This is a genomic window from Salmonella sp. 741265116_PST (assembly GCF_046567715.1).
Lineage (GTDB): Bacteria > Pseudomonadota > Gammaproteobacteria > Enterobacterales > Enterobacteriaceae > Salmonella > Salmonella enterica.
In genome coordinates this window covers 28,800-48,976 of record NZ_JBKFPH010000028.1, presented here as the reverse complement: position 1 = coordinate 48,976, position 20,177 = coordinate 28,800, and the positions used below count along the sequence as shown (strand labels likewise).

Annotated in this window: 19 protein-coding genes; 10 read left to right on the top strand and 9 right to left on the bottom strand. The window is 53.6% G+C overall.

Annotated features, from left to right (window positions below):
- Positions 1–147: 147 nt before the first annotated feature.
- On the top strand, positions 148–1,800 hold the full coding sequence (gene ushA, locus ACLD11_RS17550) for a bifunctional UDP-sugar hydrolase/5'-nucleotidase UshA (protein ID WP_000670398.1): 1,653 nt from the start codon (positions 148–150) through the stop codon (positions 1,798–1,800).
- A 116-nt stretch (positions 1,801–1,916) separates the two neighbouring features.
- Here ushA and ybaK read toward each other — a convergent pair whose 3' ends face one another.
- The 4 genes from ybaK to copA form a co-directional block, all read right to left on the bottom strand.
- Positions 1,917–2,396, bottom strand: coding sequence for a Cys-tRNA(Pro)/Cys-tRNA(Cys) deacylase YbaK (gene ybaK / locus ACLD11_RS17545; protein ID WP_000186618.1), 480 nt, complete (start codon positions 2,394–2,396; stop codon positions 1,917–1,919).
- A 201-nt stretch (positions 2,397–2,597) separates the two neighbouring features.
- Positions 2,598–3,392 (bottom strand): TraB/GumN family protein, encoded by a 795-nt coding sequence (locus ACLD11_RS17540; protein ID WP_080250582.1) that lies wholly within the window; start codon positions 3,390–3,392, stop codon positions 2,598–2,600.
- Between the two features lie 85 nt (positions 3,393–3,477).
- Entirely contained in the window at positions 3,478–4,305 is an 828-nt protein-coding gene (locus ACLD11_RS17535) for a lysozyme inhibitor LprI family protein (RefSeq protein WP_411015175.1), read from the bottom strand.
- A 152-nt stretch (positions 4,306–4,457) separates the two neighbouring features.
- Positions 4,458–6,959 (bottom strand): copper-exporting P-type ATPase CopA, encoded by a 2,502-nt coding sequence (gene copA / locus ACLD11_RS17530; RefSeq protein ID WP_411015174.1) that lies wholly within the window; start codon positions 6,957–6,959, stop codon positions 4,458–4,460.
- 109 nt (positions 6,960–7,068) lie between these two features.
- On the opposite strand from copA, the gene cueR reads away from it, so the two are divergent.
- Positions 7,069–7,485: a Cu(I)-responsive transcriptional regulator gene (gene cueR, locus ACLD11_RS17525; protein WP_001026760.1), complete on the top strand. Its 417-nt coding sequence runs from the start codon at positions 7,069–7,071 to the stop codon at positions 7,483–7,485.
- Here cueR and ACLD11_RS17520 read toward each other — a convergent pair whose 3' ends face one another.
- Complete coding sequence (locus ACLD11_RS17520; RefSeq protein ID WP_000561177.1) at positions 7,486–7,938, bottom strand: NfeD family protein; 453 nt, start codon at positions 7,936–7,938, stop codon at positions 7,486–7,488. It lies immediately after the preceding gene.
- Positions 7,935–8,852 carry an SPFH domain-containing protein gene (locus ACLD11_RS17515; protein ID WP_000906146.1) on the bottom strand — a complete coding sequence of 306 codons (918 nt, stop codon included), beginning with the start codon at positions 8,850–8,852 and terminating at the stop codon, positions 7,935–7,937. Before ACLD11_RS17515 ends, ACLD11_RS17520 begins: the two co-directional genes overlap by 4 nt.
- Positions 8,853–8,998: 146 nt before the next feature.
- Here ACLD11_RS17515 and fetA point away from each other — a divergent pair, with 146 nt between their 5' ends.
- Both fetA and fetB read left to right on the top strand, forming a co-directional pair.
- Entirely contained in the window at positions 8,999–9,676 is a 678-nt protein-coding gene (fetA, locus tag ACLD11_RS17510) for an iron efflux ABC transporter ATP-binding subunit FetA (protein ID WP_411015172.1), read from the top strand.
- A complete protein-coding gene (fetB, locus tag ACLD11_RS17505; RefSeq protein WP_001002130.1) occupies positions 9,663–10,442 on the top strand; it encodes an iron efflux ABC transporter permease subunit FetB in 780 nt (259 codons plus the stop codon). The genes fetA and fetB overlap by 14 nt, the downstream gene beginning before the upstream one ends.
- Positions 10,443–10,527: 85 nt before the next feature.
- Here fetB and cnoX read toward each other — a convergent pair whose 3' ends face one another.
- The 3 genes from cnoX to tesA all read right to left on the bottom strand — a co-directional run bounded on the left by cnoX (position 10,528) and on the right by tesA (position 12,981).
- On the bottom strand, positions 10,528–11,382 hold the full coding sequence (cnoX, locus tag ACLD11_RS17500; protein WP_000116060.1) for a chaperedoxin: 855 nt from the start codon (positions 11,380–11,382) through the stop codon (positions 10,528–10,530).
- Positions 11,383–11,441: 59 nt separating this feature from the next.
- Positions 11,442–12,212 carry an SDR family oxidoreductase gene (locus tag ACLD11_RS17495; protein ID WP_001172804.1) on the bottom strand — a complete coding sequence of 257 codons (771 nt, stop codon included), beginning with the start codon at positions 12,210–12,212 and terminating at the stop codon, positions 11,442–11,444.
- Positions 12,213–12,366: 154 nt separating this feature from the next.
- On the bottom strand, positions 12,367–12,981 hold the full coding sequence (tesA, locus tag ACLD11_RS17490; RefSeq protein WP_001010574.1) for a multifunctional acyl-CoA thioesterase I/protease I/lysophospholipase L1: 615 nt from the start codon (positions 12,979–12,981) through the stop codon (positions 12,367–12,369).
- Between tesA and ybbA the strand changes: the two genes are divergently transcribed.
- From ybbA to ACLD11_RS17460, 6 genes are all read left to right on the top strand, one after another.
- Complete coding sequence (gene ybbA, locus ACLD11_RS17485) at positions 12,952–13,638, top strand: putative ABC transporter ATP-binding protein YbbA (protein ID WP_001110598.1); 687 nt, start codon at positions 12,952–12,954, stop codon at positions 13,636–13,638. The two genes, tesA and ybbA, sit on opposite strands and share 30 nt — an antisense overlap.
- Positions 13,635–16,049 (top strand): putative ABC transporter permease subunit YbbP, encoded by a 2,415-nt coding sequence (gene ybbP / locus ACLD11_RS17480; protein WP_411015170.1) that lies wholly within the window; start codon positions 13,635–13,637, stop codon positions 16,047–16,049. Before ybbA ends, ybbP begins: the two co-directional genes overlap by 4 nt.
- Before the next feature lie 186 nt (positions 16,050–16,235).
- Complete coding sequence (locus ACLD11_RS17475) at positions 16,236–17,369, top strand: porin (RefSeq protein WP_000152862.1); 1,134 nt, start codon at positions 16,236–16,238, stop codon at positions 17,367–17,369.
- 244 nt (positions 17,370–17,613) lie between these two features.
- Positions 17,614–18,444 carry a MetQ/NlpA family ABC transporter substrate-binding protein gene (locus tag ACLD11_RS17470; RefSeq protein ID WP_000524310.1) on the top strand — a complete coding sequence of 277 codons (831 nt, stop codon included), beginning with the start codon at positions 17,614–17,616 and terminating at the stop codon, positions 18,442–18,444.
- A gap of 36 nt (positions 18,445–18,480) precedes the next feature.
- The gene (gene sfbB, locus ACLD11_RS17465; RefSeq protein WP_000569662.1) at positions 18,481–19,497 is read left to right on the top strand and encodes a virulence-associated ABC transporter ATP-binding protein SfbB; all 1,017 of its coding nucleotides are present in this window, start codon (positions 18,481–18,483) and stop codon (positions 19,495–19,497) included.
- A complete protein-coding gene (locus tag ACLD11_RS17460) occupies positions 19,490–20,149 on the top strand; it encodes a methionine ABC transporter permease (RefSeq protein ID WP_000342247.1) in 660 nt (219 codons plus the stop codon). Before sfbB ends, ACLD11_RS17460 begins: the two co-directional genes overlap by 8 nt.
- Positions 20,150–20,177 lie beyond the last annotated feature (28 nt).

Sequence of the window (20,177 nt, the reverse complement as noted above, 5' to 3'; positions counted from 1 at the left end):
TGTTGGAGATAGTAGGATGTGTAATTATTACTTGCCTAACATACCTGTGAAATGTGTTTGAAGGAAGTCTCAATTCTGAAAACATATTTGTCTATTATTGCAAGGAAAGGTAATTTCTGCGGTTGATATTGAGTCAGGGAGAGAAAGATGAAATTTTTGAAACGGGGTGTGGCGCTGGCGTTACTGGCGGCGTTCGCGCTGACGACTCAGCCTGCACAGGCTTACGAAAAAGATAAAACCTATAAAATTACTATCCTGCATACCAACGATCACCACGGTCATTTCTGGCGCAGCGAATATGGCGAATATGGTCTGGCGGCGCAAAAAACGCTGGTGGACAGTATCCGTAAAGAGGTGGCGCAAGAGGGGGGAAGCGTCCTGTTGTTATCCGGCGGCGACATTAATACCGGGGTGCCGGAATCCGATCTCCAGGATGCGGAGCCCGATTTCCGCGGGATGAACCTGATTGGCTACGACGCTATGGCCGTCGGTAATCATGAATTTGATAACCCGCTCACCGTATTGCGCCAGCAGGAAAAGTGGGCGAAGTTTCCCTTTCTTTCCGCCAATATTTATCAAAAAAGTACCGGCGAGCGTCTGTTTAAGCCGTGGGCTATTTTTACACGCCAGGATATAAAAATCGCGGTAATCGGCTTAACCACCGATGACACGGCGAAAATAGGCAACCCGGAATATTTCACCGATATTGAGTTTCGTAAACCTGCTGAAGAAGCAAAGGTGGTGATTCAGGAACTTAATATGAATGAAAAACCGGACGTGATTATCGCGACCACGCATATGGGACATTATGACAACGGCGATCACGGTTCGAACGCGCCGGGCGACGTTGAGATGGCGCGTAGCCTGCCTGCCGGTTCGCTGGCGATGATTGTGGGCGGTCACTCACAAGACCCGGTATGCATGGCGTCGGAAAATAAAAAACAGGTGAATTACGTACCGGGAACGCCCTGCGCGCCGGATAAGCAAAATGGCATCTGGATCGTGCAGGCGCATGAGTGGGGTAAATATGTGGGCCGCGCGGATTTCGAATTCCGTAACGGCGAGATGAAAATGGTTAACTACCAGCTTATTCCGGTGAATCTCAAGAAAAAAGTGACCTGGGATAACGGGAAAAGCGAGCGTGTGCTTTACACGCCGGAAATCGCAGAAAATCCGCAAATGCTCTCGTTATTAACGCCGTTCCAGAATAAAGGTAAAGCGCAACTGGAGGTGAAAATTGGTAGCGTGAATGGCCTTCTTGAAGGCGATCGCAGTAAGGTCAGATTTGTCCAGACCAATATGGGACGGGTGATTCTGGCTGCGCAGATTGCGCGCACCGGCGCCGATTTTGGCGTGATGAGCGGCGGCGGTATTCGCGACTCGATTGAGGCGGGAGATATTACCTATAAAAGCGTGCTCAAGGTACAGCCGTTCGGCAACATTGTGGTGTATGCCGATATGAGCGGCAAAGAGGTAGTTGATTATCTCACCGCCGTAGCACAGATGAAACCGGACTCCGGCGCCTATCCACAGTTCGCCAATGTGAGCTTTGTCGCCAAAGAGGGCAAGCTCACCGATCTGAAAATCAAAGGCGAGCCTGTTGATCCGGCCAAAACCTACCGCATGGCGACGCTGAGTTTCAACGCCACGGGCGGCGATGGTTATCCGCGTATCGATAACAAACCGGGATACGTGAATACCGGGTTTATTGACGCGGAAGTGCTGAAAGAGTTTATTCAGCAAAATTCACCGCTGGATGCGGCGGCGTTTACGCCAAAAGGCGAGGTGAGCTGGCTGTAGCGGTACGGATAGCCATCACTGCCTGATGGCGCGCAGCCTTAAGGCCTACGGATTATGTATGCTGTAGGCCGGATAAGGCGTTTGCGCCGCTATCCGGCAATGTATTTTACGCAGGCTTAATCCCGACGCGCGATATCAGCGAATTTAGCACCCAGTATGGCTGCCAAATCGTCAGCCGCCAGTTCAATATCCAGCCCGCGTTTACCACCGGAAACATAAATAGTGGCAAACGTGCGGGCTGGCGCGTCAATCAGCGTAGGCAGCCGTTTCTTCTGTCCCAGCGGACTGATCCCGCCGACCAGATATCCCGTGGTGCGTTGCGCCACCATCGGGTCGGCCATATCGACCTTTTTCGCGCCCAGAGCTTTGGCGACTTTTTTCAAATCCAGCTGTCCGGCTACAGGCGTCACGGCGACGGCCAGTTGCTTCATATCGCCATTCACGGCAACCAAAAGCGTTTTATACACCTGATCGGCGTTTAGCCCGAGCTTACGCACCACTTCATCGCCAAAGTTAGTTTCATTCGGATCGTGATCGTAGGTGTGAATGTTAAACGGAATCTTGTTTTTTTCGAGTAACTTAACTGCGGGTGTCATAACGTTCCTTCTTACTACAGACGTGATTTGCCATCAGCATACGCCCGAAAGCGGACTAAAAAATAGTATAATCTTGTGCATTAGGTCTTGGCAGTTGCGGCAACTTTGAGCGACAATCTGAAGATCCGAAGCGAAAGCGTCGGGATAATAATAACGATGAAATTCCTCTTTGACGGGCCAATAGCGATATTGGCCATTTTTTTATTTCAATATTTGCGGTAGGTTGCCTTCGCCGTACAGATGTAGCGCCCCTACGGCTACCACGTAGCGTCCCGGCGGCAGTGCCAGCAGCGCGTCGCGCCAGGCTTCATTGCGTTTCACCATCAGTACATCATACAGCGGCTGGCTAAACGTTCTGGGGAGCGAAGCGCCAACGCTGGTCGGGGGCTGTTCAAGCCACCAGCCGATCATCACCTGCAAAAGCCGTGCGTTGGTGTGCCAGTGCGTCAGCGTGTCGTCAAGCAGCGCCATCCCGCCATCGGGCAGATCGCAGAGTAGTTCGAGCTGGTGTTTCGCCCCTTCCAGCTCTTGCACCGGCAGCGACATTTCGCGGGCAGCCTGTAATAGCTGATAATCAATGCCATAGTCCGGGCGCAATCCCAGCCGTTGCGCCTGCGTGACCTGTAGCACCATAGCTATCTGCCATAAAGGTTGATTATCAAAATGGATCAGCGGCATACCCAACTCGCTGACCCGTTTTTCCAGTGCGCTTAGCTGCCCGGCGCTGAGACGTTCGACCAATGGCGGGCATTTGGGGAGATTGCTGAATGGCGTTTCGTTACCAGAAATATCCGCTTCAACGACCAGCGCGTCGGCCTGGCGTAGCTTTTTCACCAGCTTTGCTGGAAGAGGAGCCATATCGCGTGTCCCCATATGAATACTGCCAACCAGATGCAGATGACGACCGCCGGGCAGGGAGAGATCGATAGCAGGCCAACTATTTGGGGTACCACGCAGCGCGCGCCATAAACGTTTAAGTTGATTTAATAGCTCCATACGCGCTCCCTTTGAAAAAGCTCATGCTAGCGCGTTGGAGAAAAGGGCGCAATGCGCCCTGACGGGATGTCAACGATCGGTCGGGTTATTCGCTGCCGTCGAGATAGGCCGTTCTGGCGATGGTCATTTCAAGCTGGCATTTATAAATACTGATGCGCTTCTCAGCAGGTATGGCCTCGGATTTTGCATCGCTAAGTTTGCCGCACTGCTGCTCTTTTTTTGTCACCCAGACTCGCTGCTCTTGTTTTAATGCCGTTCGGGCAGAAGCGGGTAGCGATTTCCAGACCTGATTAAGCTCGCGATCTCTACTCTCAAATTTCTTTGCTGCGATTTCAATCAGTGAGTTATTTTTTTTCTTTATAATGCTATCACCAGATACCGTCATTCTTGCCATTACATAAATAGACCGCGCCAATTTATCGGTTTTTTGCACAGGGGTGACAACAATATCTTTGTTGTTGTCTGCTAGCTGAATATTGTAGTTAACCTGTTTCCAGGTCACCGTATTGTTTATTACCTGTCCATCCCCTTGTGAAATATAGAATAGAGTGTTTGGTAAGTCTTTCATTAATTTAAATAATGGCTGAGGAATACCCATGGCGACGGTAGCCGAGCAAATTCGTAGGTTGGCATTTTCTGGTTGAGGGTTCTGCGTGATTACATCACTGAATTGAACAGGAATAGCCCGGAGTTGCTGCTCGTACTGAGTCTGGGGGATATCGAAGAAAAGCGTGGAAGGCGCTTTAATATAGTCTTGCTGTAAACGACCTAATGCTTCATTGTAAATCCACTCTTTTGCTGCCGTGACTGCATTATCATTGCCGCATTTTAACTCTGGAGTGGAATCAAATAATCCTGCATAACTGACGGCGGGAGAAAAAAGAAAAAGAAGCGTAACTGCTTTTCTAAACATAAATAACACATCCTTATGATTCAAAAAAATATTATAAAATGTTGTTTTTTATTTTTCTACAGGATGTGCGGTTAAATTTTTATATATTGATACGGTAAATTACTGATGGCTTAATAATATATCAGGCAGCTGATGCTGCCTGATAGGACTTTTTACGCTTTCGGTTTAAAGCGCAATAGCCGGTTGGCATTGCTGACGACGGTAATGGAAGACAGCGCCATTGCCGCGCCCGCTACTACCGGGTTTAACAAGGTACCGGTAAACGGCCACAGAATACCGGCGGCCACCGGGATACCTATGCTGTTGTAGATAAATGCGCCAAGCAGGTTTTGCTTCATATTGCGCAACGTCGCGCGCGAAATGGCCAGCGCATCCGCCACGCCCATCAGACTATGGCGCATCAGCGTAATCGCCGCGGTTTCAATCGCCACATCGCTGCCGCCGCCCATCGCGATACCGACGTCCGCCTGCGCCAGCGCGGGCGCATCGTTGATACCATCGCCGACCATCGCAACCTGACGACCCTGGCTTTGCAGACGTTTAATCGCATCGGCTTTGCCATCCGGCAGAACGCCCGCAATCACTTCATCAATGCCCGCTTCTTTGGCAATCGCGTTAGCCGTCGTTGGGTTATCCCCGGTGAGCATCACCAGACGGTATCCGGCGTTGTGCAGTCGTTCAAGCGCGGCAATACTATCGCTGCGCAATGGATCGCGTACCGCCAGTAACGCCGCCGCTTTACCGTCAATCGCCAGCAGGACCGGAGTAGAGCCTTGCGAGGCCTGCGCGGTGATTTCCGCCGTCATGTCATCCGTGGCGACGTGCTGTTCGTTCAGCAACGCCTGGTTCCCCAGAAGCAGTTGATGACCTTCCGCTTCACCGCTGACGCCCAGTCCGCGCAGCGTTCTGAAACCGTTCACCTGCGGCAGTTTATCGTCGCCGGCTTTTTCCAGAATCGCATGGGCCAGCGGGTGGCTGGAGCCTTGTTCGAGCGCGGCTGCCAGACGTAATGCCTGAGCTTCCTCAACGCCGTTAAAGGTTTTTACCGCCACCACTTGCGGCTTGCCTTCCGTCAGCGTCCCGGTTTTATCAAAAACGAGGGTATCCAACGTACTGGCGCGTTGCAGGGCATCGGCGTCGCGTACCAGCACGCCGAATTCGGCAGCGCGGCCTACGCCGGAAATAATCGACATTGGCGTCGCCAGGCCTAATGCGCAAGGGCAGGCGATAATCAGTACGGTGGTGGCGATGACCAGCGTATAAACAATTTGCGGCGCCGGCCCGAAGAAATACCAGATAGCGGCGCTGAACAGCGCAATAGCCACGACGACGGGAACGAATACCGCAGAGATTTTATCGGCCAGTTGGCCAATTTCCGGTTTACTGCTTTGCGCCTGGCGTACCATGCGAATAATGCGTGACAGCGTGGTATGACTGCCCACCGCGCTGGCGCGGAACAGGACGCTGCCGTCCTGGACGACGGTGCCGGCATGAACGCTGTCGCCTTCGCCTTTTTGCTGCGGAATAGGTTCGCCGGTCAGCATGGCTTCATCAAGCCACGCTTCGCCCTGGGTAATTTCGCCATCCACCGGCACGCGATCGCCGGTAGTGAGCCGCAGTAGCATCCCTGGCTGAACGTCCGCCAACGGGACGCTTTTTTCGCCGTCTTCTGACACGACGCGTGCGGTGGGCGGGGTGAGATCGAGTAATTTTTCCAGCGCTTTTGAGGAACGCTGACGGGCGCGCGCTTCCAGCATGTGTCCGAGATTAATCAGACCGATAATCATCGCGCTGGCTTCGTAATAAAGGTGCCGCGCTTCCATCGGGAACCACTGCGGCCACAGGTTGACGCTCATGGAGTAGAGCCAGGCGACCCCGGTGCCGAGCGCCACCAGCGTATCCATCGTCGCTGTGCCGTTCAGCAGGCTTTTCCACGCGTTACGGTAAAAGTGACCGCCCGCAAAGACCATCACCGCAAGCGTGATCAGGCCAATAGCCAGCCACAGGCTGCGGTTGTCGCCGGTCACCATCATGTTATCGCCGATCATCCCCCAGACCATGACCGGTATACCGACCGCCAGGGCGACGATGGCCTGCCAGCGAAAACGTTTCATGGTGGCGATGGCGGTTTCCTGCTGGCGCTCGCGGCGTTTGATGTCATCTTCAATCGCCTCTGCGCCGTAGCCGGCTTTTTCCACCGCCTGCACTAAATCAGCGGCGGAGGCGCTGCCCATCACCAGCGCAGTGCGTTCCGCCAGGTTTACCCGTGCCTGCGTGACGCCCGGTACGCTTTGTAACGCATGTTGTACACGGGTGACACAACTGGCGCAGCTCATGCCGCTTAACAGCAACTGTTGGCTTTCTTCATCGGCCGTCGCTACCGGAAGCTCATGAGGAACCGCTGCCAGTGCTTCCGACGGGATTGATGACTCCGTCAGCGGTTTAGCCTTTGGGTGGCTTAACGTCGCGCCATACCCGGCTTGTTTGATGGTTTCAATTAACGCGTCCGCACTGGCGGTACCGGTAACGTGCGCTTCGGTTACGGTGACGTCCGCCAGCTCAACATCCGGACGTTGTTCAAGACTTTCTTTCACGCGTTTAACGCAATGACCGCAGGACAAACCGTCCAGGGTCAGGTCGATAGTTTGAGACATAGTAAAAACTCCTTTATGATTGGTCATCAATTCATTGACCTTAGTAATCTTAGTGACTCACTGTGATAAAGGTTAAACCTTCCAGCAAGGTTAAGGTCAAGGGGGAAATATGAATATTAGCGATGTGGCGAAAAAAACCGGTTTAACCAGCAAAGCCATTCGGTTTTATGAAGAGAAAGGGCTGGTGACGCCGCCATTACGTAGCGAAAATGGTTATCGCACCTACACGCAGAAGCATTTAAACGAGCTGACGTTGCTGCGACAGGCGAGGCAGGTGGGGTTTAATCTGGAAGAGTGTGGCGAACTGGTCAATCTGTTTAACGATCCGCGACGCCATAGCGCAGATGTGAAAAAGCGGACGCTGGAAAAGGTCGCGGAGATCGAGCGCCATATCAGCGAGCTGCAATCAATGCGCGATCAACTGTTGGCGCTGGCGGAGAGTTGTCCCGGCGATGACAGCGCCGACTGCCCGATTATTGATAATCTTTCCGGCTGCTGTCATCACAAGGCGCAAAAGCCACGTTGATTAAACGGCACGAATGCGTAAGGTGATGCCTTCCACGGCGATCACTTCGACATGCGTACCTGCGCGCAGGTCTTCGTCAGCGCATACCGGCCACGAGCTGTCGCCGACACGCATATGACCCCGTCCGTTCACTAACGCGGCATCAAGCATAAACCGGCGGCCTACCAGTTGTTGTCCGCGTTGGTTAAGGCGGCTGTCGGTCGGCTTCTGTTCCCGCACGCGACGCGCCAGCCAGCGCCACCAAAGCCAGGCCGCCAGCAACGTTAAGGCCGCAAACAGCACGCCCTGCCATTCCCAGCCGAGCGGTAAGAGCCAGACGGTTAAGCCAGTAATCACTGCCGCCACGCCGCTCCACAGCAAATAGCCGTTACCGCCGAGCATTTCCGCAGCCAACAACAGGCCGCCGAGGCTAAGCCAGAAGATATGCGGATGTACCAGAATCATCGCTATCATGCTTTTTTCCGTTCGCTGGCGCTGTCCTTAACCAGCTCGCTGATCCCGGCGATAGCGCCCATCAGACTGCTGGCATCCAGCGGCATCATGACCACTTTGCTGTTATTCGCCGAGCCGATTTGCTGTAACGCTTCGGTGTATTTCTGCGCCACGAAATAGTTTATCGCCTGAATATCCCCGGCGGCGATGGCTTCAGACACCATCTGCGTAGCGCGGGCTTCCGCTTCGGCGGAACGTTCGCGGGCTTCCGCCTGCAGGAAAGCGGACTGACGTTCGCCTTCAGCTTTCAGAATCTGCGACTGTTTTTCCCCCTCGGCTTTGAGAATTTCCGCCTGACGTACCCCTTCGGCCTCAAGGATATAGGCGCGTTTGGTACGTTCCGCTTTCATCTGGGCGTTCATAGAGGAGATCAATTCCGCAGGCGGGCGGACATCGCGAATTTCGATACGGGTAACTTTAATTCCCCACGGGTTGGTGGCTTCATCGACAATATGCAGCAGCCGCGTGTTGATGCTGTCGCGCTGGGAGAGCATTTCATCCAGCTCCATCGAACCGAGCACCGTACGGATATTGGTCATGGTCAGGTTAATGATCGCCAGTTCCAGGTTACTGACTTCATAAGCGGCGCGCGGCGCATCGATAACCTGAATAAAACAGACCGCATCGATAGTGACGTTGGCGTTATCTTTTGAGATCACCTCCTGCGACGGAATATCCAGCACCTGCTCCATCATATTGATCTTGCGGCCAATTCTGTCCATAAACGGTACAACAAGGCTTAATCCCGGCTGCAGGGTTTTGGTGTAACGTCCAAAGCGCTCCACCGTCCACTGGTATCCCTGCGGAACGATTTTGACGCCCGCGCCGACGATCACCAGCGCGACGAAAATGAGAATAGGGATAAGAATGAGCATAGCTAAACCTCCTGTTGCGTTGTCCATAAACCGATTTTGCTGACGAATTAAGCGAATTATACCTGATTCAGTAAAGCATGTTCCCCCCTTATTAATTACAGGGATACACTATCGCTATAAAAATATGAACAACGGATGCGAAATAAATGACAGAACGTAGCATGTTGCTTGAGTTAAAGCAGGTCGGTTACCGGACTGCGACGACAAAAATAGTGAATAACATCAGTTTTACGCTGCAACGCGGCGAATTTAAGTTAATTACCGGTCCTTCTGGCTGCGGAAAAAGTACGTTGTTGAAAATGGTGGCCTCGTTAATAAGCCCTGATATCGGCATGATTCTTTTTGAGGGGCAGGATATTACTACTCTGAGTCCGGAAGCCTATCGCCAGCAGGTTTCTTATTGCGCTCAGACGCCAGCGCTATTTGGCGATACGGTTTACGATAACCTGATTTTTCCCTGGCTAATTCGCCATCAGCGCCCGCAGCCGGCAGCCTTCGCAGACGATCTGGCGCGTTTTGAACTGCCGGAGACGATTCTGCAAAAACCGATTGCCGCGCTTTCCGGCGGGGAAAAACAGCGTATTGCTCTAATTCGTAATCTACAGTTTCTGCCGAAAATACTGTTACTCGACGAAATAACCAGCGCGCTGGATGAACATAACAAACGGAATGTGAATGATATTATTCATCGCTATGTTCGCGATAAGCAGGTCGCTGTCTTGTGGGTAACGCATGATAAAGATGAAATTCAACACGCGGATAAGGTGATAACGTTAACGCCATCTGCCGGAGAGATGCAGGAGGCGCGTTATGAACGAGCATAATATTACCAATACCTCGCTGGCGTTATCGATGCTGCTGGTGGTGGTCGCGATGCTCATCAGTCACAAGGAAAAGCTGGCGCTGGAAAAAGATATTCTGTGGAGCGTATGCCGGGCGGTGATACAGCTCATTATTGTCGGCTATGTACTGAAATACATCTTTGGCGTTAATCATGCCGCCCTGACGCTGCTGATGGTGCTGTTCATCTGTTTTAACGCCGCCTGGAACGCGCAAAAGCGCAGTAAATATATCGACAAGGCATTTCTCTCCTCGTTTATCGCCATCACCGTCGGCGCTGGACTAACGCTGACGGTACTGGTGCTTACCGGTTCGATTGAATTTGCGCCGATGCAGGTGATTCCCATCGCTGGCATGGTCGCCGGCAATGCGATGGTGGCGGTAGGGCTGTGCTACAACCAACTGGGGCTGCGTTTTCATAGCGAGCAGCAGCAAATCCAGGAAAAGTTAAGTTTGGGCGCAACGCCGAAAATGGCCTCCGCCGGGCTTATCCGCGATAGTATCCGCGCATCGCTTATCCCGACGATCGACTCGGCAAAGACCGTTGGGCTGGTGAGCCTGCCGGGGATGATGTCCGGGCTGATTTTTGCCGGGATCGATCCGGTAAAAGCGATTAAATATCAAATTATGGTAACGTTTATGCTGTTGTCGACAGCCAGCCTGTCTACCATCATTGCCTGCTATTTAACCTACCGGAAGTTCTATAATTCGCGTCATCAGTTGGTAGTGATGCCGCTCAAGAAATCATGATAGTTGCCGGATGATGGCGCAAGCGCCTTATCCGGCCTGAGGACGACAGGTAGGCCAGATAAGCGCGCCATCAGGCAAGAGAGGATTAATACAGTAGCGCGTACAACTGGCGGCGGTATTTCGACGCCAGCGCGTCGCCGGTGCCGAGCGCGGCAAGGATCTCCTGGAAGGTTTTGCGCGTCTGTCCCTCGGCGGCGGCAAGATCTTTTCTCAGATGGCTGAACAGCAATTCCAGCGCTTCTTCATTACGTCCGACCTGGTGCAACTGCAACGCCAGTTGCGTTGCCAAAGCCGCATCCTGCGGATTCTCCGCGACTTGCTGCTGAAGTTGCTGAATTTCCGGCGTATCCGCCGCCTGTTTAAGCAGTTCGATCTGCGCAACCAGCCCCTGATAACGGGTATCCTGATCCTGTAGCGGGATAGTTTTTAACACCGCTTCGGCCTCTTCAGAGCGGTTCAGCGCAATTTGCGCTTCCGCCAGTAACAGGCCAATCTCACTGTTCTGCGAAGAGAGCTGCCAGGCGTCTTTGAGCAACGGCAGCGCGTCAATGTAGTTGCCCTCCTGCATTAACTGCATCGCTTGTTGCGCTTTTAGCTCTTCTTCACGCGGCAGTACTTTATCCAGAAGAGCGCGGATCGCCTCTTCCGGCTGCGGCCCCTGGAAACCATCGACCGGTTGGCCATTCTGGAACAGATAGACAGTCGGGATGGCGCGCAGACCAAACTGAGCGGCGATCATCTGTTCGGCGTCGCAGTCCAGCTTTGCCAGAATAAACTGACCGTGGTACTGGGCAGCCAGACTTTCCAGCACTGGCGTTAATTGCAGACAGTGTTGGCTGCGCTCAGACCAGAAATAGAACAGTACCGGCGTGGTCATGGACTGCTCTAAGGTCTGCTGCAGGTTGGATTCATTAATATTGACAATGTTCTGTACGGACATGGCGTCGCTCTCTTTTTTCTGTGTCACGTTTACATGGGGGCTGACGGGCGCGCTTCAACTCAGCTTTGTAAAATTTTATCCAGCATCCGGCCCGGCAATAGGCGTTTCAGCGCCATCACTGCCCAGGTGACCAGCGTAACGGGATAGCGCAGCCTGGGTTTATCGCTTGCAAAAGCATGACGTACTTTCGCTACTACCGCGTCAGGATCGCGGGTGAAACGTGCGGCGATGCCGGGATTTTCTACCGGTTTATCACGCTGCGTCTGGTTAACGTTATCCGTAAAACGGGTACGAATCGGCCCCGGTTCTATCAGGCTCACTTTAATGCCTGTGTGCCGTAGCTCCATACGTAGCGCGTCAGACCAGGCTTCGAGCGCATATTTGCTGGCGGCGTAAGCGCCGCGCCCTGGGGTGGAAATCAGCCCCATCACCGATGAGGTCATCACAATGCGTCCTTCGCCATGCGGCAACATGGCGGGAAGTAAGCGCATAGTAAGCTGATGCGCGCCGAAGAAATTACTGGAAAACTGTTGCTCCATCTGCTCACGGCTGATGGTGGAAAGGGGGCCATATACGCCGTAGCCGGCATTGTTAAAGATCCCATACAGACGATTATCGGTCAGGGCGATCACTTCATCGGCGGCACGATCCACGCTTTCAGGGGAGTCGAGATCGATCAACACGCCGGTAAATCCCATACTGTTCATCCGGGCGACATCATCAGGTTTGCGGCAGCCCGCCAGGATTTGAAAGCCCTGGCGTTTAAGTTCAAGCGCGCTGTCCAGACCGATTCCGCTGGAACATCCTGTTATTAAGACCGATTTTTGCATAACTTTACCTGTCAGGATCTCCGTTGATTTAAGAGTCGTGGTTAACTATATCCGTCATACTTCAAGTTGCCTGTGCGTTCGTTTACTCCAGTCACATAGGTATCTATGCTCCTGGAAATTCTCTTACGTGCCGCCTTCATGCAACTCGAATTATTCAGGAGAGAAAAGGGGTCAACTGCTTCGCCATCCAGTCGGCAATAAACGGCTGGGCGTCGCGGTTGGGATGAATGCCGTCATCCTGCATCCACTGCGGTTTCAGATATACCTCTTCCATAAAAAACGGTAACAGAGGAATATCGAACTCTTTGGCGAGCTTAGGATAAATGGCGCTAAAGGATTCATTATAACGGCGACCGTAGTTAGCGGGCAGATGAATTTGCATCAGTAACGGTTGGGCATCGGCGGCTTTCACCGTCTGAATGATTTTACGTAGCGTCTGTTCGGTTTGCGCAGGCGCAAAACCGCGTAGGCCATCGTTGCCGCCAAGTTCCACCACTACCCAGCGCGGGTGATGCTGTTGCAACAGCGCCGGCAAACGCGCCAGTCCCTGCTGCGAGGTATCTCCGCTTATACTGGCATTAACGACCGACGTTTTGTTTTGCCATTTATCATTAAGGAGCGACGGCCATGCCGCGCTGGCGGCCATACGGTAACCGGCGCTGAGGCTATCGCCCAGAATTAATAAGGTGTCTGCGGCGGCGGCACGGAAAGTTAACAGGATCAAAAACAGGAAGGGCAAATGCCAGCGGAAAACAGTGTTGAAGTTCATCGTCTCAGGAAGTCCGTCGGTCAGGGTGAGCATGAGCTTTCCATCCTTACCGGAGTTGAACTGGTTGTCAAACGCGGCGAAACCATTGCGCTGATTGGCGAATCAGGATCGGGAAAATCTACGTTGCTGGCGATTCTCGCCGGACTGGATGACGGCAGTAGCGGAGAGGTCAGTCTGGTCGGGAAACCGCTTCACCAGATGGACGAAGAGGCGCGGGCGCAGCTTCGCGCTCAGCATGTCGGTTTTGTTTTTCAATCCTTCATGCTTATTCCTACGCTTAACGCGCTGGAAAACGTTGAGCTACCGGCCCTGCTACGCGGTGAAAACAGCGGTCAGAGTAAGGCGGGGGCGAAAGCGCTGCTCGAACAACTGGGACTGGGAAAACGGCTTGACCACCTTCCGGCACAGCTTTCCGGCGGCGAACAGCAGCGCGTAGCGCTGGCGCGCGCGTTTAACGGGCGTCCTGATGTGCTGTTTGCCGATGAGCCGACGGGCAACCTTGACCGTCAGACCGGAGATAAAATCGCCGACCTGCTATTTTCGCTTAACCGCGAACACGGCACCACGCTGATTCTGGTGACGCACGACCCGGCGCTGGCGGCGCGCTGCGACCGGCGGCTGCGGTTGGTCAACGGTCAGTTACAGGAGGAGGCATGATAGCTCGCTGGTTCTGGCGCGAATGGCGCTCGCCGTCGCTGATTATTGTCTGGCTGGCGTTGAGTCTGGCGGTGGCCTGCGTACTGGCGCTCGGCAGTATCAGTGACCGGATGGAAAAAGGATTAAGTCAGCAAAGCCGTGAGTTTATGGCAGGCGATCGGACGCTGCAAAGTTCGCGGGAGGTACCGAAAGCCTGGCTTGAAGAGGCGCGTAAACGCGGCCTTAACGTGGGCGAGCAGTTAACCTTTGCGACCATGACGTTTGCCGGCGATACGCCGCAACTGGCCAGCGTGAAGGCGGTAGATAGCGTTTATCCGATGTACGGCGAATTGCAAACCCGTCCAGGCGGAGTGAAACCGCAGCCGGGTAGCGTACTGCTGGCGCCGCGTCTGATGGCGCTGCTTAATTTAAAAACGGGCGATACCATTGATGTCGGCGACGTGACCTTGCGTATTGCCGGTGAAGTGGTGCAGGAGCCGGATTCCGGGTTTAACCCTTTTCAGATGGCGCCGCGTCTGATGATGAATATGGCCGATGTGGCAAAAACCGGTGCGATACAGCCGGGGAGTCGCGTGATGTGGCGGTATAAATTCGGCGGAACGCCGCAACAGCTTGCTGGCTATGAAAGCTGGCTGTTACCGCAGCTTAAACCGGAACATCGCTGGTACGGACTGGAACAGGATGACGGGGCATTGGGGAAATCGCTCGAACGTTCGCAGCAGTTTTTGCTGCTTTCGGCGTTATTAACGCTACTGCTGGCGGTAGCTGCCGTCGCGGTGGCGATGAGCCATTACTGCCGTAGCCGCTACGATCTGGTGGCGATTTTAAAAACGTTGGGCGCGGGCCGGGCCCAGTTGCGTAAACTTATTATCGGACAGTGGTTGATGGTGCTGGGGCTTTCCGCCGTCACGGGAGGCGCGATTGGGTTACTGTTTGAAAACATATTGCTGGTGCTGCTAAAACCGGTATTGCCCGCCGATTTGCCGCCCGCCAGCCTGTGGCCCTGGCTGTGGGCGCTGGGCGCGATGACGGTCATCTCTCTGCTGGTCGGTTTACGGCCTTATCGATTGTTGCTGGCGACCCAGCCGCTACGGGTGCTGCGCCGCGATGTTGTCGCTCGCGTCTGGCCGTTAAAAATTTATTTGCCTGTCGCCTGCGCCGTCGTGGTGGCGTTGCTCGCCGGATTGATGGGCGGAAGTATGCTGTTGTGGGCGGTTCTGGCGGGCGCCGTGATACTGGCGCTGCTGTGCGGTCTGGTGGGCTGGATGCTGCTTAACGTGCTGCGCGGCATGACGTTGACGTCGCTACCGCTGCGTCTGGCCGTCAGCCGACTTCTGCGTCAGCCGTGGTCAACGTTGAGTCAGCTTTCGGCGTTTTCGCTTTCGTTTATGCTGCTGGCGCTCTTGCTGGTGCTGCGCGGCGATCTCCTTGATCGCTGGCAACAGCAGCTCCCGCCGGAAAGTCCGAACTATTTCCTTATCAATATTGCTTCAGAGCAGGTCGCGCCGCTGAAAGCCTTTTTGGCGGAACATCAGGTGATTCCGCAGACGTTTTATCCGATTGTGCGGGCGCGTTTAACCAGGATAAACGGTAATCCGACGGAAGGTCAGCAGGATGAGTCGCTCAACCGTGAACTGAATTTGACCTGGCAGGATACGCGCCCGGCGCATAATCCGCTGGTCGCCGGTCACTGGCCGCCAAAACCGGGCGAAGTCTCCATGGAAGAGGGGTTGGCGAAGCGGCTGAACGTCAAACTCGGCGATAGCGTAACCTTTATGGGCGATACCCAGGCATTTAGCGCTAAAGTCACCAGCCTGCGTCAAGTGGACTGGGAAAGCCTGCGGCCCAACTTTTTCTTCATTTTTCCTTCCGGGGCGCTGGACGGGCAACCGCAAAGCTGGTTGACCAGTTTTCGCTGGGAGAATGGCAACGGCATGTTAACGCAGCTTAACCGCGAGTTTCCTACCGTCAGCCTGTTAGATATCGGGGCGATCCTGAAACAGGTGGGACAGGTGCTGGAGCAGGTCAGTCGGGCGCTGGAGGTGATGGTTGTGCTAGTCACCCTCTGCGGCATGTTGCTATTACTGGCTCAGGTGCAGGTCGGGATGCGTCAGCGTCATCAGGAGCTGGTGGTGTGGCGCACGTTAGGAGCCGGAAAGAAACTGTTGCGTACCACACTTTGGTGCGAATTCGCCATGCTGGGATTAGTTGCCGGGCTGGTCGCCGCGATTGGCGCGGAAACGGCGCTGGCGATCTTACAAATCAACGTTTTTGATTTCCCCTGGGAGCCGGACTGGCGTTTATGGGGCGCACTGCCGTTTTGCGGCACGCTGCTGCTTTCCGTATGCGGCGGCTGGCTTGGCGTTCGTTTGCTGAAAGGCAAAGCGCTATTCCGACAGTTTAGCGGATGATTCATGATGTGAATAATTTCGCGCCGGTTTTTAAAACGGCGCGTACTTTATTTAGTCGCACAAATTGCTAACTCCTTGATTTTTAGTAGCACAAATCATTAAAAAATACACAACACGTAAGGTTTTATAACAGTTATTATTTGCCTGCTAAATGATTTGGATTGGCTATCTATCAAGGAAAATATAATGACAATTAAAATAACAGCGTTGGCGGCATCGATCGGCGCGGCAATGGCTTTCATGCCTTTCGCCACTCAGGCGGAAATCACCGTTTTAAAACAAGATCCCCAGGCGGGTAATCCACTCAGCCGACTCAATTTCACCGTTGGCGGGAGTATTCGTCCGCAGTTCCAGAATATGACCGGCAATGACGGCGCGAACGGTTATAAACGTAATGGTTTTGATGGCGGGACGCGTTTCCGCTTCGCCGCGGATTATTATCTGTTTGATGATATCAGTTGGATTAGCTATTACGAGCTGGGCGTCAATATCCCTGCGGTATTTGACTGGGATAACCATTATGCGAAGGGCGCGACTGATACCACTCGCCGTATGCTGTATACCGGCTTCAAGAGCGCGACGTGGGGAACGCTGACCTTCGGTCAACAGAACAGCATTTATTACGATGTGGTGGGCGTAAAAACCGATATCTGGGATTACGACATGATAGGTCAGGCGCCGGGCAACGGGATTAACGGCGACTACGATGGTTCTTATCGCACGCGTAAGTCATTGAAGTATAAGAAAAGCATTGGCAATGTCGATCTCTACGCGTCTTATCTGTTCAGCGACGATTATAATGCCAATAACGGCCTGAATTACAAACGTAAAGGCGGCGGTTCTTTAGGCGCGGACTACCATCTCACCGACGATCTGACCTGGGGGACGGCATGGAACTATACCCGTGCGGAGATGCGCGGCAACGGCAATAAAACTTACGATCAAAATATTGTCGGTACCGCGTTAAGCTGGACGCCGGAAAACTGGACTATCGCCGCAGGCGGCGGTTGGTATCAGAACTTTATGACGACCAAAAAAGTATCTGTGAATGATTACTTTGCCGGCGATGCGTGGGGTCTGGAATATTTTGTCGGTTACGCTTTCCCGATTGGTCAGTATGCCGTGAAAGCTATTCAACCGTACTTTATGGGCGACCGCATTGAATATGTGAATGGCCGCGACTATCTGCGCACCGATAACGGCGTGGGGATCACCTTCCAACTGGATTATGGTTTCCGCGTTGATTATGAACATGTTTTCACCTCCAGCACTGACAATCTGGGCGATATGAACCTGGTGCGTCTGCGTTACGATTTCTAAAGCGTTTTCCTCTGCCGGATGTTGGCGTTAAGACCTCTTATCCGGCATTTCCCTTTACGCCATTCCCGCCTGATACACGCCTCGTACATTTAATGACACACCAGGAAACATCATGAAATAATTTCAAGGACAGCAGGCTGTGATCTGTGTCATGTTAAGAAATAGCCTTTCGTTTGGGCCAAAACAGACGATGCCGCATGAACGGCATCCGGCACAGCATCACACTATTTAAAATGGAGAAATTATGGGATTGCGTCAGAGTTTACGCATTGCGGCCAGCACGCTATTACTGGCCTGCGGATTACAGTTTGCCCATGCCGATGGTTCCCCGCAAACGATCGTATTTGGCGTCGCGCCAGGGCCGTACGGCGACATGGTGAAGCAGGCGATTGCGCCGACATTAAAAGAAAAAGGGTATAAGGTCGTGGTGCGCGAGTTTAGCGACTATGTCCAGCCCAATATGGCGTTAGCTAACGGCAGCATCGACGCCAACCTCTTTCAACATACCCTCTATTTTGACAAATTCACCGCTGACAAAGGGCTGAAGCTCAGCAAACTTATTGTGGTACCTACCGCCGGGATGGGCTTCTATTCACGTAAAATCAACAGTCTGGATGCGCTTAAAAAAGGGGACATTATTACCCTCTCCAACGATCCGACCAACCTGGCGCGCGGCCTTCGCTTCCTGCAATCGTTGGAGCTGATCACGATTAAGGACAATATCGATCCGACCAAAGCCTCTGAACGAGATATCGCCAGCAATCCAAAAGGACTGGTTTTCAAACCGCTGGAAGCCGCACAGCTACCGCGCACGCTGGATGGCGTGACCGGCGCGCTGGTTAACGGGAACTTTGCGGTGGCGGCAGGACTCGATCTCTCCAGCGCGATTAAGCAGGAACACCTGGATGAGAATCTGAAAAATATCATTGCGGTACGCAGTGAAGATGCCGATAAGCCGTTTGCCAAAGATATTGTCGAGGCGGTGAAATCGCCGGCTTATCGCGCGGTTATCGACGATCCAAAGAATATTTATAGCGCCTTCCAGAAACCGGAATGGATGACCGCGACACCCTGATCGCAGCGGTGGCCATCCCCAATTTCTGAGGTGAATATGATTGAAATAGAAAAAGTCTGCGTCGATTTTACCGCCGGTCGCGGTACCCCCACGCGCGCGGTGGATGATGTGAGCCTGCATATCGCCGCGGGCGAGATTTTTGGCATTGTTGGTACCAGCGGCGCAGGAAAAAGCACTCTGCTGCGTACCCTGAACGCCTTAACGCGTCCCAGCCAGGGGCGCGTCAATGTCAACGGCGTGGAAATTTCGGCGCTGGACGGAAAAGCGTTACGCCAGGCGCGGCAGCGTATTGGTATGATTTTCCAGCATTTTAACTTAATGCATACCCGGACAGTGGCGCAAAACGTTGCGTTTAGCCTGAAAGCGGCTGGCTGGGAACGCAGCAAAATCGCGCCGCGGGTGGCGGAAATTTTAACGCTGGTGGGCCTTGCCGATAAAGCGAACCGTTTTCCGGTACAGCTCAGCGGCGGGCAAAAACAGCGGGTGGGGATAGCGCGCGCCATCGCTAACCATCCGGATGTGTTGCTGTGTGACGAACCGACTTCCGCTCTGGATCTGGAAACTTCCGCCACGATTCTGGCCCTGCTCAGACAGATCAACGCACAGCTCGGGATTACTATTGTGCTGATCACCCATGAAATGAACGTGATCAAATCTATTTGCGATCGCGTGGCGGTGATGTCGGGCGGTAAGGTTGTGGAATCGGGCGAGGTGTTTGATGTGTTTGCCCACCCGCAACACGCTTTCACACAGCAACTGGTGTCTCATACCCTTAATTTGACCTTGCCGGAACGTTTACGGGAACACCTGCCCGGGCAGTTGCTGAAAATTTTGTTTATCGGCGATTCGGCGGAGCAGCCGGTACTGTCGGAGGTGGCGATCACGTTTGGCGTCGCGGTCAATATCCTGCATGGCAAGATTGAATATATCGGCGAACGCGCGTTGGGCATTCTGGTGGTGCAATTAACCGCGCCGCATAATCCAACGGCGGTGGCCGCCGCCGTGGAGCATATCCGTCAACGTACCGCACAGGTGGAGGTGATCCGTGGATGATTTATTGCCGGATTTAACGCTGGCGTTCAATGAAACTTTCCAGATGTTGAGTATTTCAACGGTGCTGGCGATTCTTGGCGGTCTACCGCTCGGTTTTCTGATTTTTGTCACCGATCGTCATCTGTTCTGGCAGAACCGTTTTATTTATCTCGTCGCCTCGGTTCTGGTGAATATTATCCGCTCGGTGCCATTTGTTATTTTACTGGTGCTGTTACTGCCGCTAACGCAGCTTTTGCTGGGCAATACCATTGGCCCGATTGCAGCCTCCGTCCCGCTGTCGGTGGCCGCAATTGCGTTTTATGCACGCCTGGTAGATAGCGCGCTCCGTGAAGTCGATAAAGGGATTATTGAGGCGGCGCTGGCATTCGGCGCTAGTCCGATGCGTATTATCTGTACCGTACTGTTGCCGGAAGCCAGCGCAGGGCTGCTGCGCGGCCTGACGATTACATTGGTAAGCTTAATCGGCTACTCGGCGATGGCCGGGATTGTCGGCGGCGGCGGGGTAGGCGACCTGGCGATTCGCTATGGCTACTACCGTTACGAAACCGAAGTGATGGTTGTTACCGTGGTGGCGCTGATTGTGCTGGTTCAGGTCGTTCAGATGCTGGGCGACTGGCTGGCAAAACGTGCCGACAAGCGCGACAGACACTAAGCCGGCTCAATGTAGCGTCAGCCGGCAA

Excerpts from the sequence above, each read along its gene's own strand:
- ybbP (WP_411015170.1), top strand. The coding sequence starts at position 13,635 with ATGATAGCTCGCTGGTTCTGGCGCGAATGGCGCTCGCCGTCGCTGATT.
- ybaK (WP_000186618.1), bottom strand. The coding sequence starts at position 2,396 with ATGACACCCGCAGTTAAGTTACTCGAAAAAAACAAGATTCCGTTTAAC.
- cnoX (WP_000116060.1), bottom strand. The coding sequence starts at position 11,382 with ATGTCCGTACAGAACATTGTCAATATTAATGAATCCAACCTGCAGCAG.
- fetB (WP_001002130.1), top strand. The coding sequence starts at position 9,663 with ATGAACGAGCATAATATTACCAATACCTCGCTGGCGTTATCGATGCTG.
- fetA (WP_411015172.1), top strand. The coding sequence starts at position 8,999 with ATGACAGAACGTAGCATGTTGCTTGAGTTAAAGCAGGTCGGTTACCGG.
- ushA (WP_000670398.1), top strand. The coding sequence starts at position 148 with ATGAAATTTTTGAAACGGGGTGTGGCGCTGGCGTTACTGGCGGCGTTC.
- cueR (WP_001026760.1), top strand. The coding sequence starts at position 7,069 with ATGAATATTAGCGATGTGGCGAAAAAAACCGGTTTAACCAGCAAAGCC.
- sfbB (WP_000569662.1), top strand. The coding sequence starts at position 18,481 with ATGATTGAAATAGAAAAAGTCTGCGTCGATTTTACCGCCGGTCGCGGT.
- ybbA (WP_001110598.1), top strand. The coding sequence starts at position 12,952 with ATGCCAGCGGAAAACAGTGTTGAAGTTCATCGTCTCAGGAAGTCCGTC.
- copA (WP_411015174.1), bottom strand. The coding sequence starts at position 6,959 with ATGTCTCAAACTATCGACCTGACCCTGGACGGTTTGTCCTGCGGTCAT.
- tesA (WP_001010574.1), bottom strand. The coding sequence starts at position 12,981 with ATGAACTTCAACACTGTTTTCCGCTGGCATTTGCCCTTCCTGTTTTTG.
- ACLD11_RS17535 (WP_411015175.1), bottom strand. The coding sequence starts at position 4,305 with ATGTTTAGAAAAGCAGTTACGCTTCTTTTTCTTTTTTCTCCCGCCGTC.
- ACLD11_RS17515 (WP_000906146.1), bottom strand. The coding sequence starts at position 8,852 with ATGCTCATTCTTATCCCTATTCTCATTTTCGTCGCGCTGGTGATCGTC.
- ACLD11_RS17540 (WP_080250582.1), bottom strand. The coding sequence starts at position 3,392 with ATGGAGCTATTAAATCAACTTAAACGTTTATGGCGCGCGCTGCGTGGT.
- ACLD11_RS17470 (WP_000524310.1), top strand. The coding sequence starts at position 17,614 with ATGGGATTGCGTCAGAGTTTACGCATTGCGGCCAGCACGCTATTACTG.
- ACLD11_RS17495 (WP_001172804.1), bottom strand. The coding sequence starts at position 12,212 with ATGCAAAAATCGGTCTTAATAACAGGATGTTCCAGCGGAATCGGTCTG.
- ACLD11_RS17520 (WP_000561177.1), bottom strand. The coding sequence starts at position 7,938 with ATGATAGCGATGATTCTGGTACATCCGCATATCTTCTGGCTTAGCCTC.
- ACLD11_RS17475 (WP_000152862.1), top strand. The coding sequence starts at position 16,236 with ATGACAATTAAAATAACAGCGTTGGCGGCATCGATCGGCGCGGCAATG.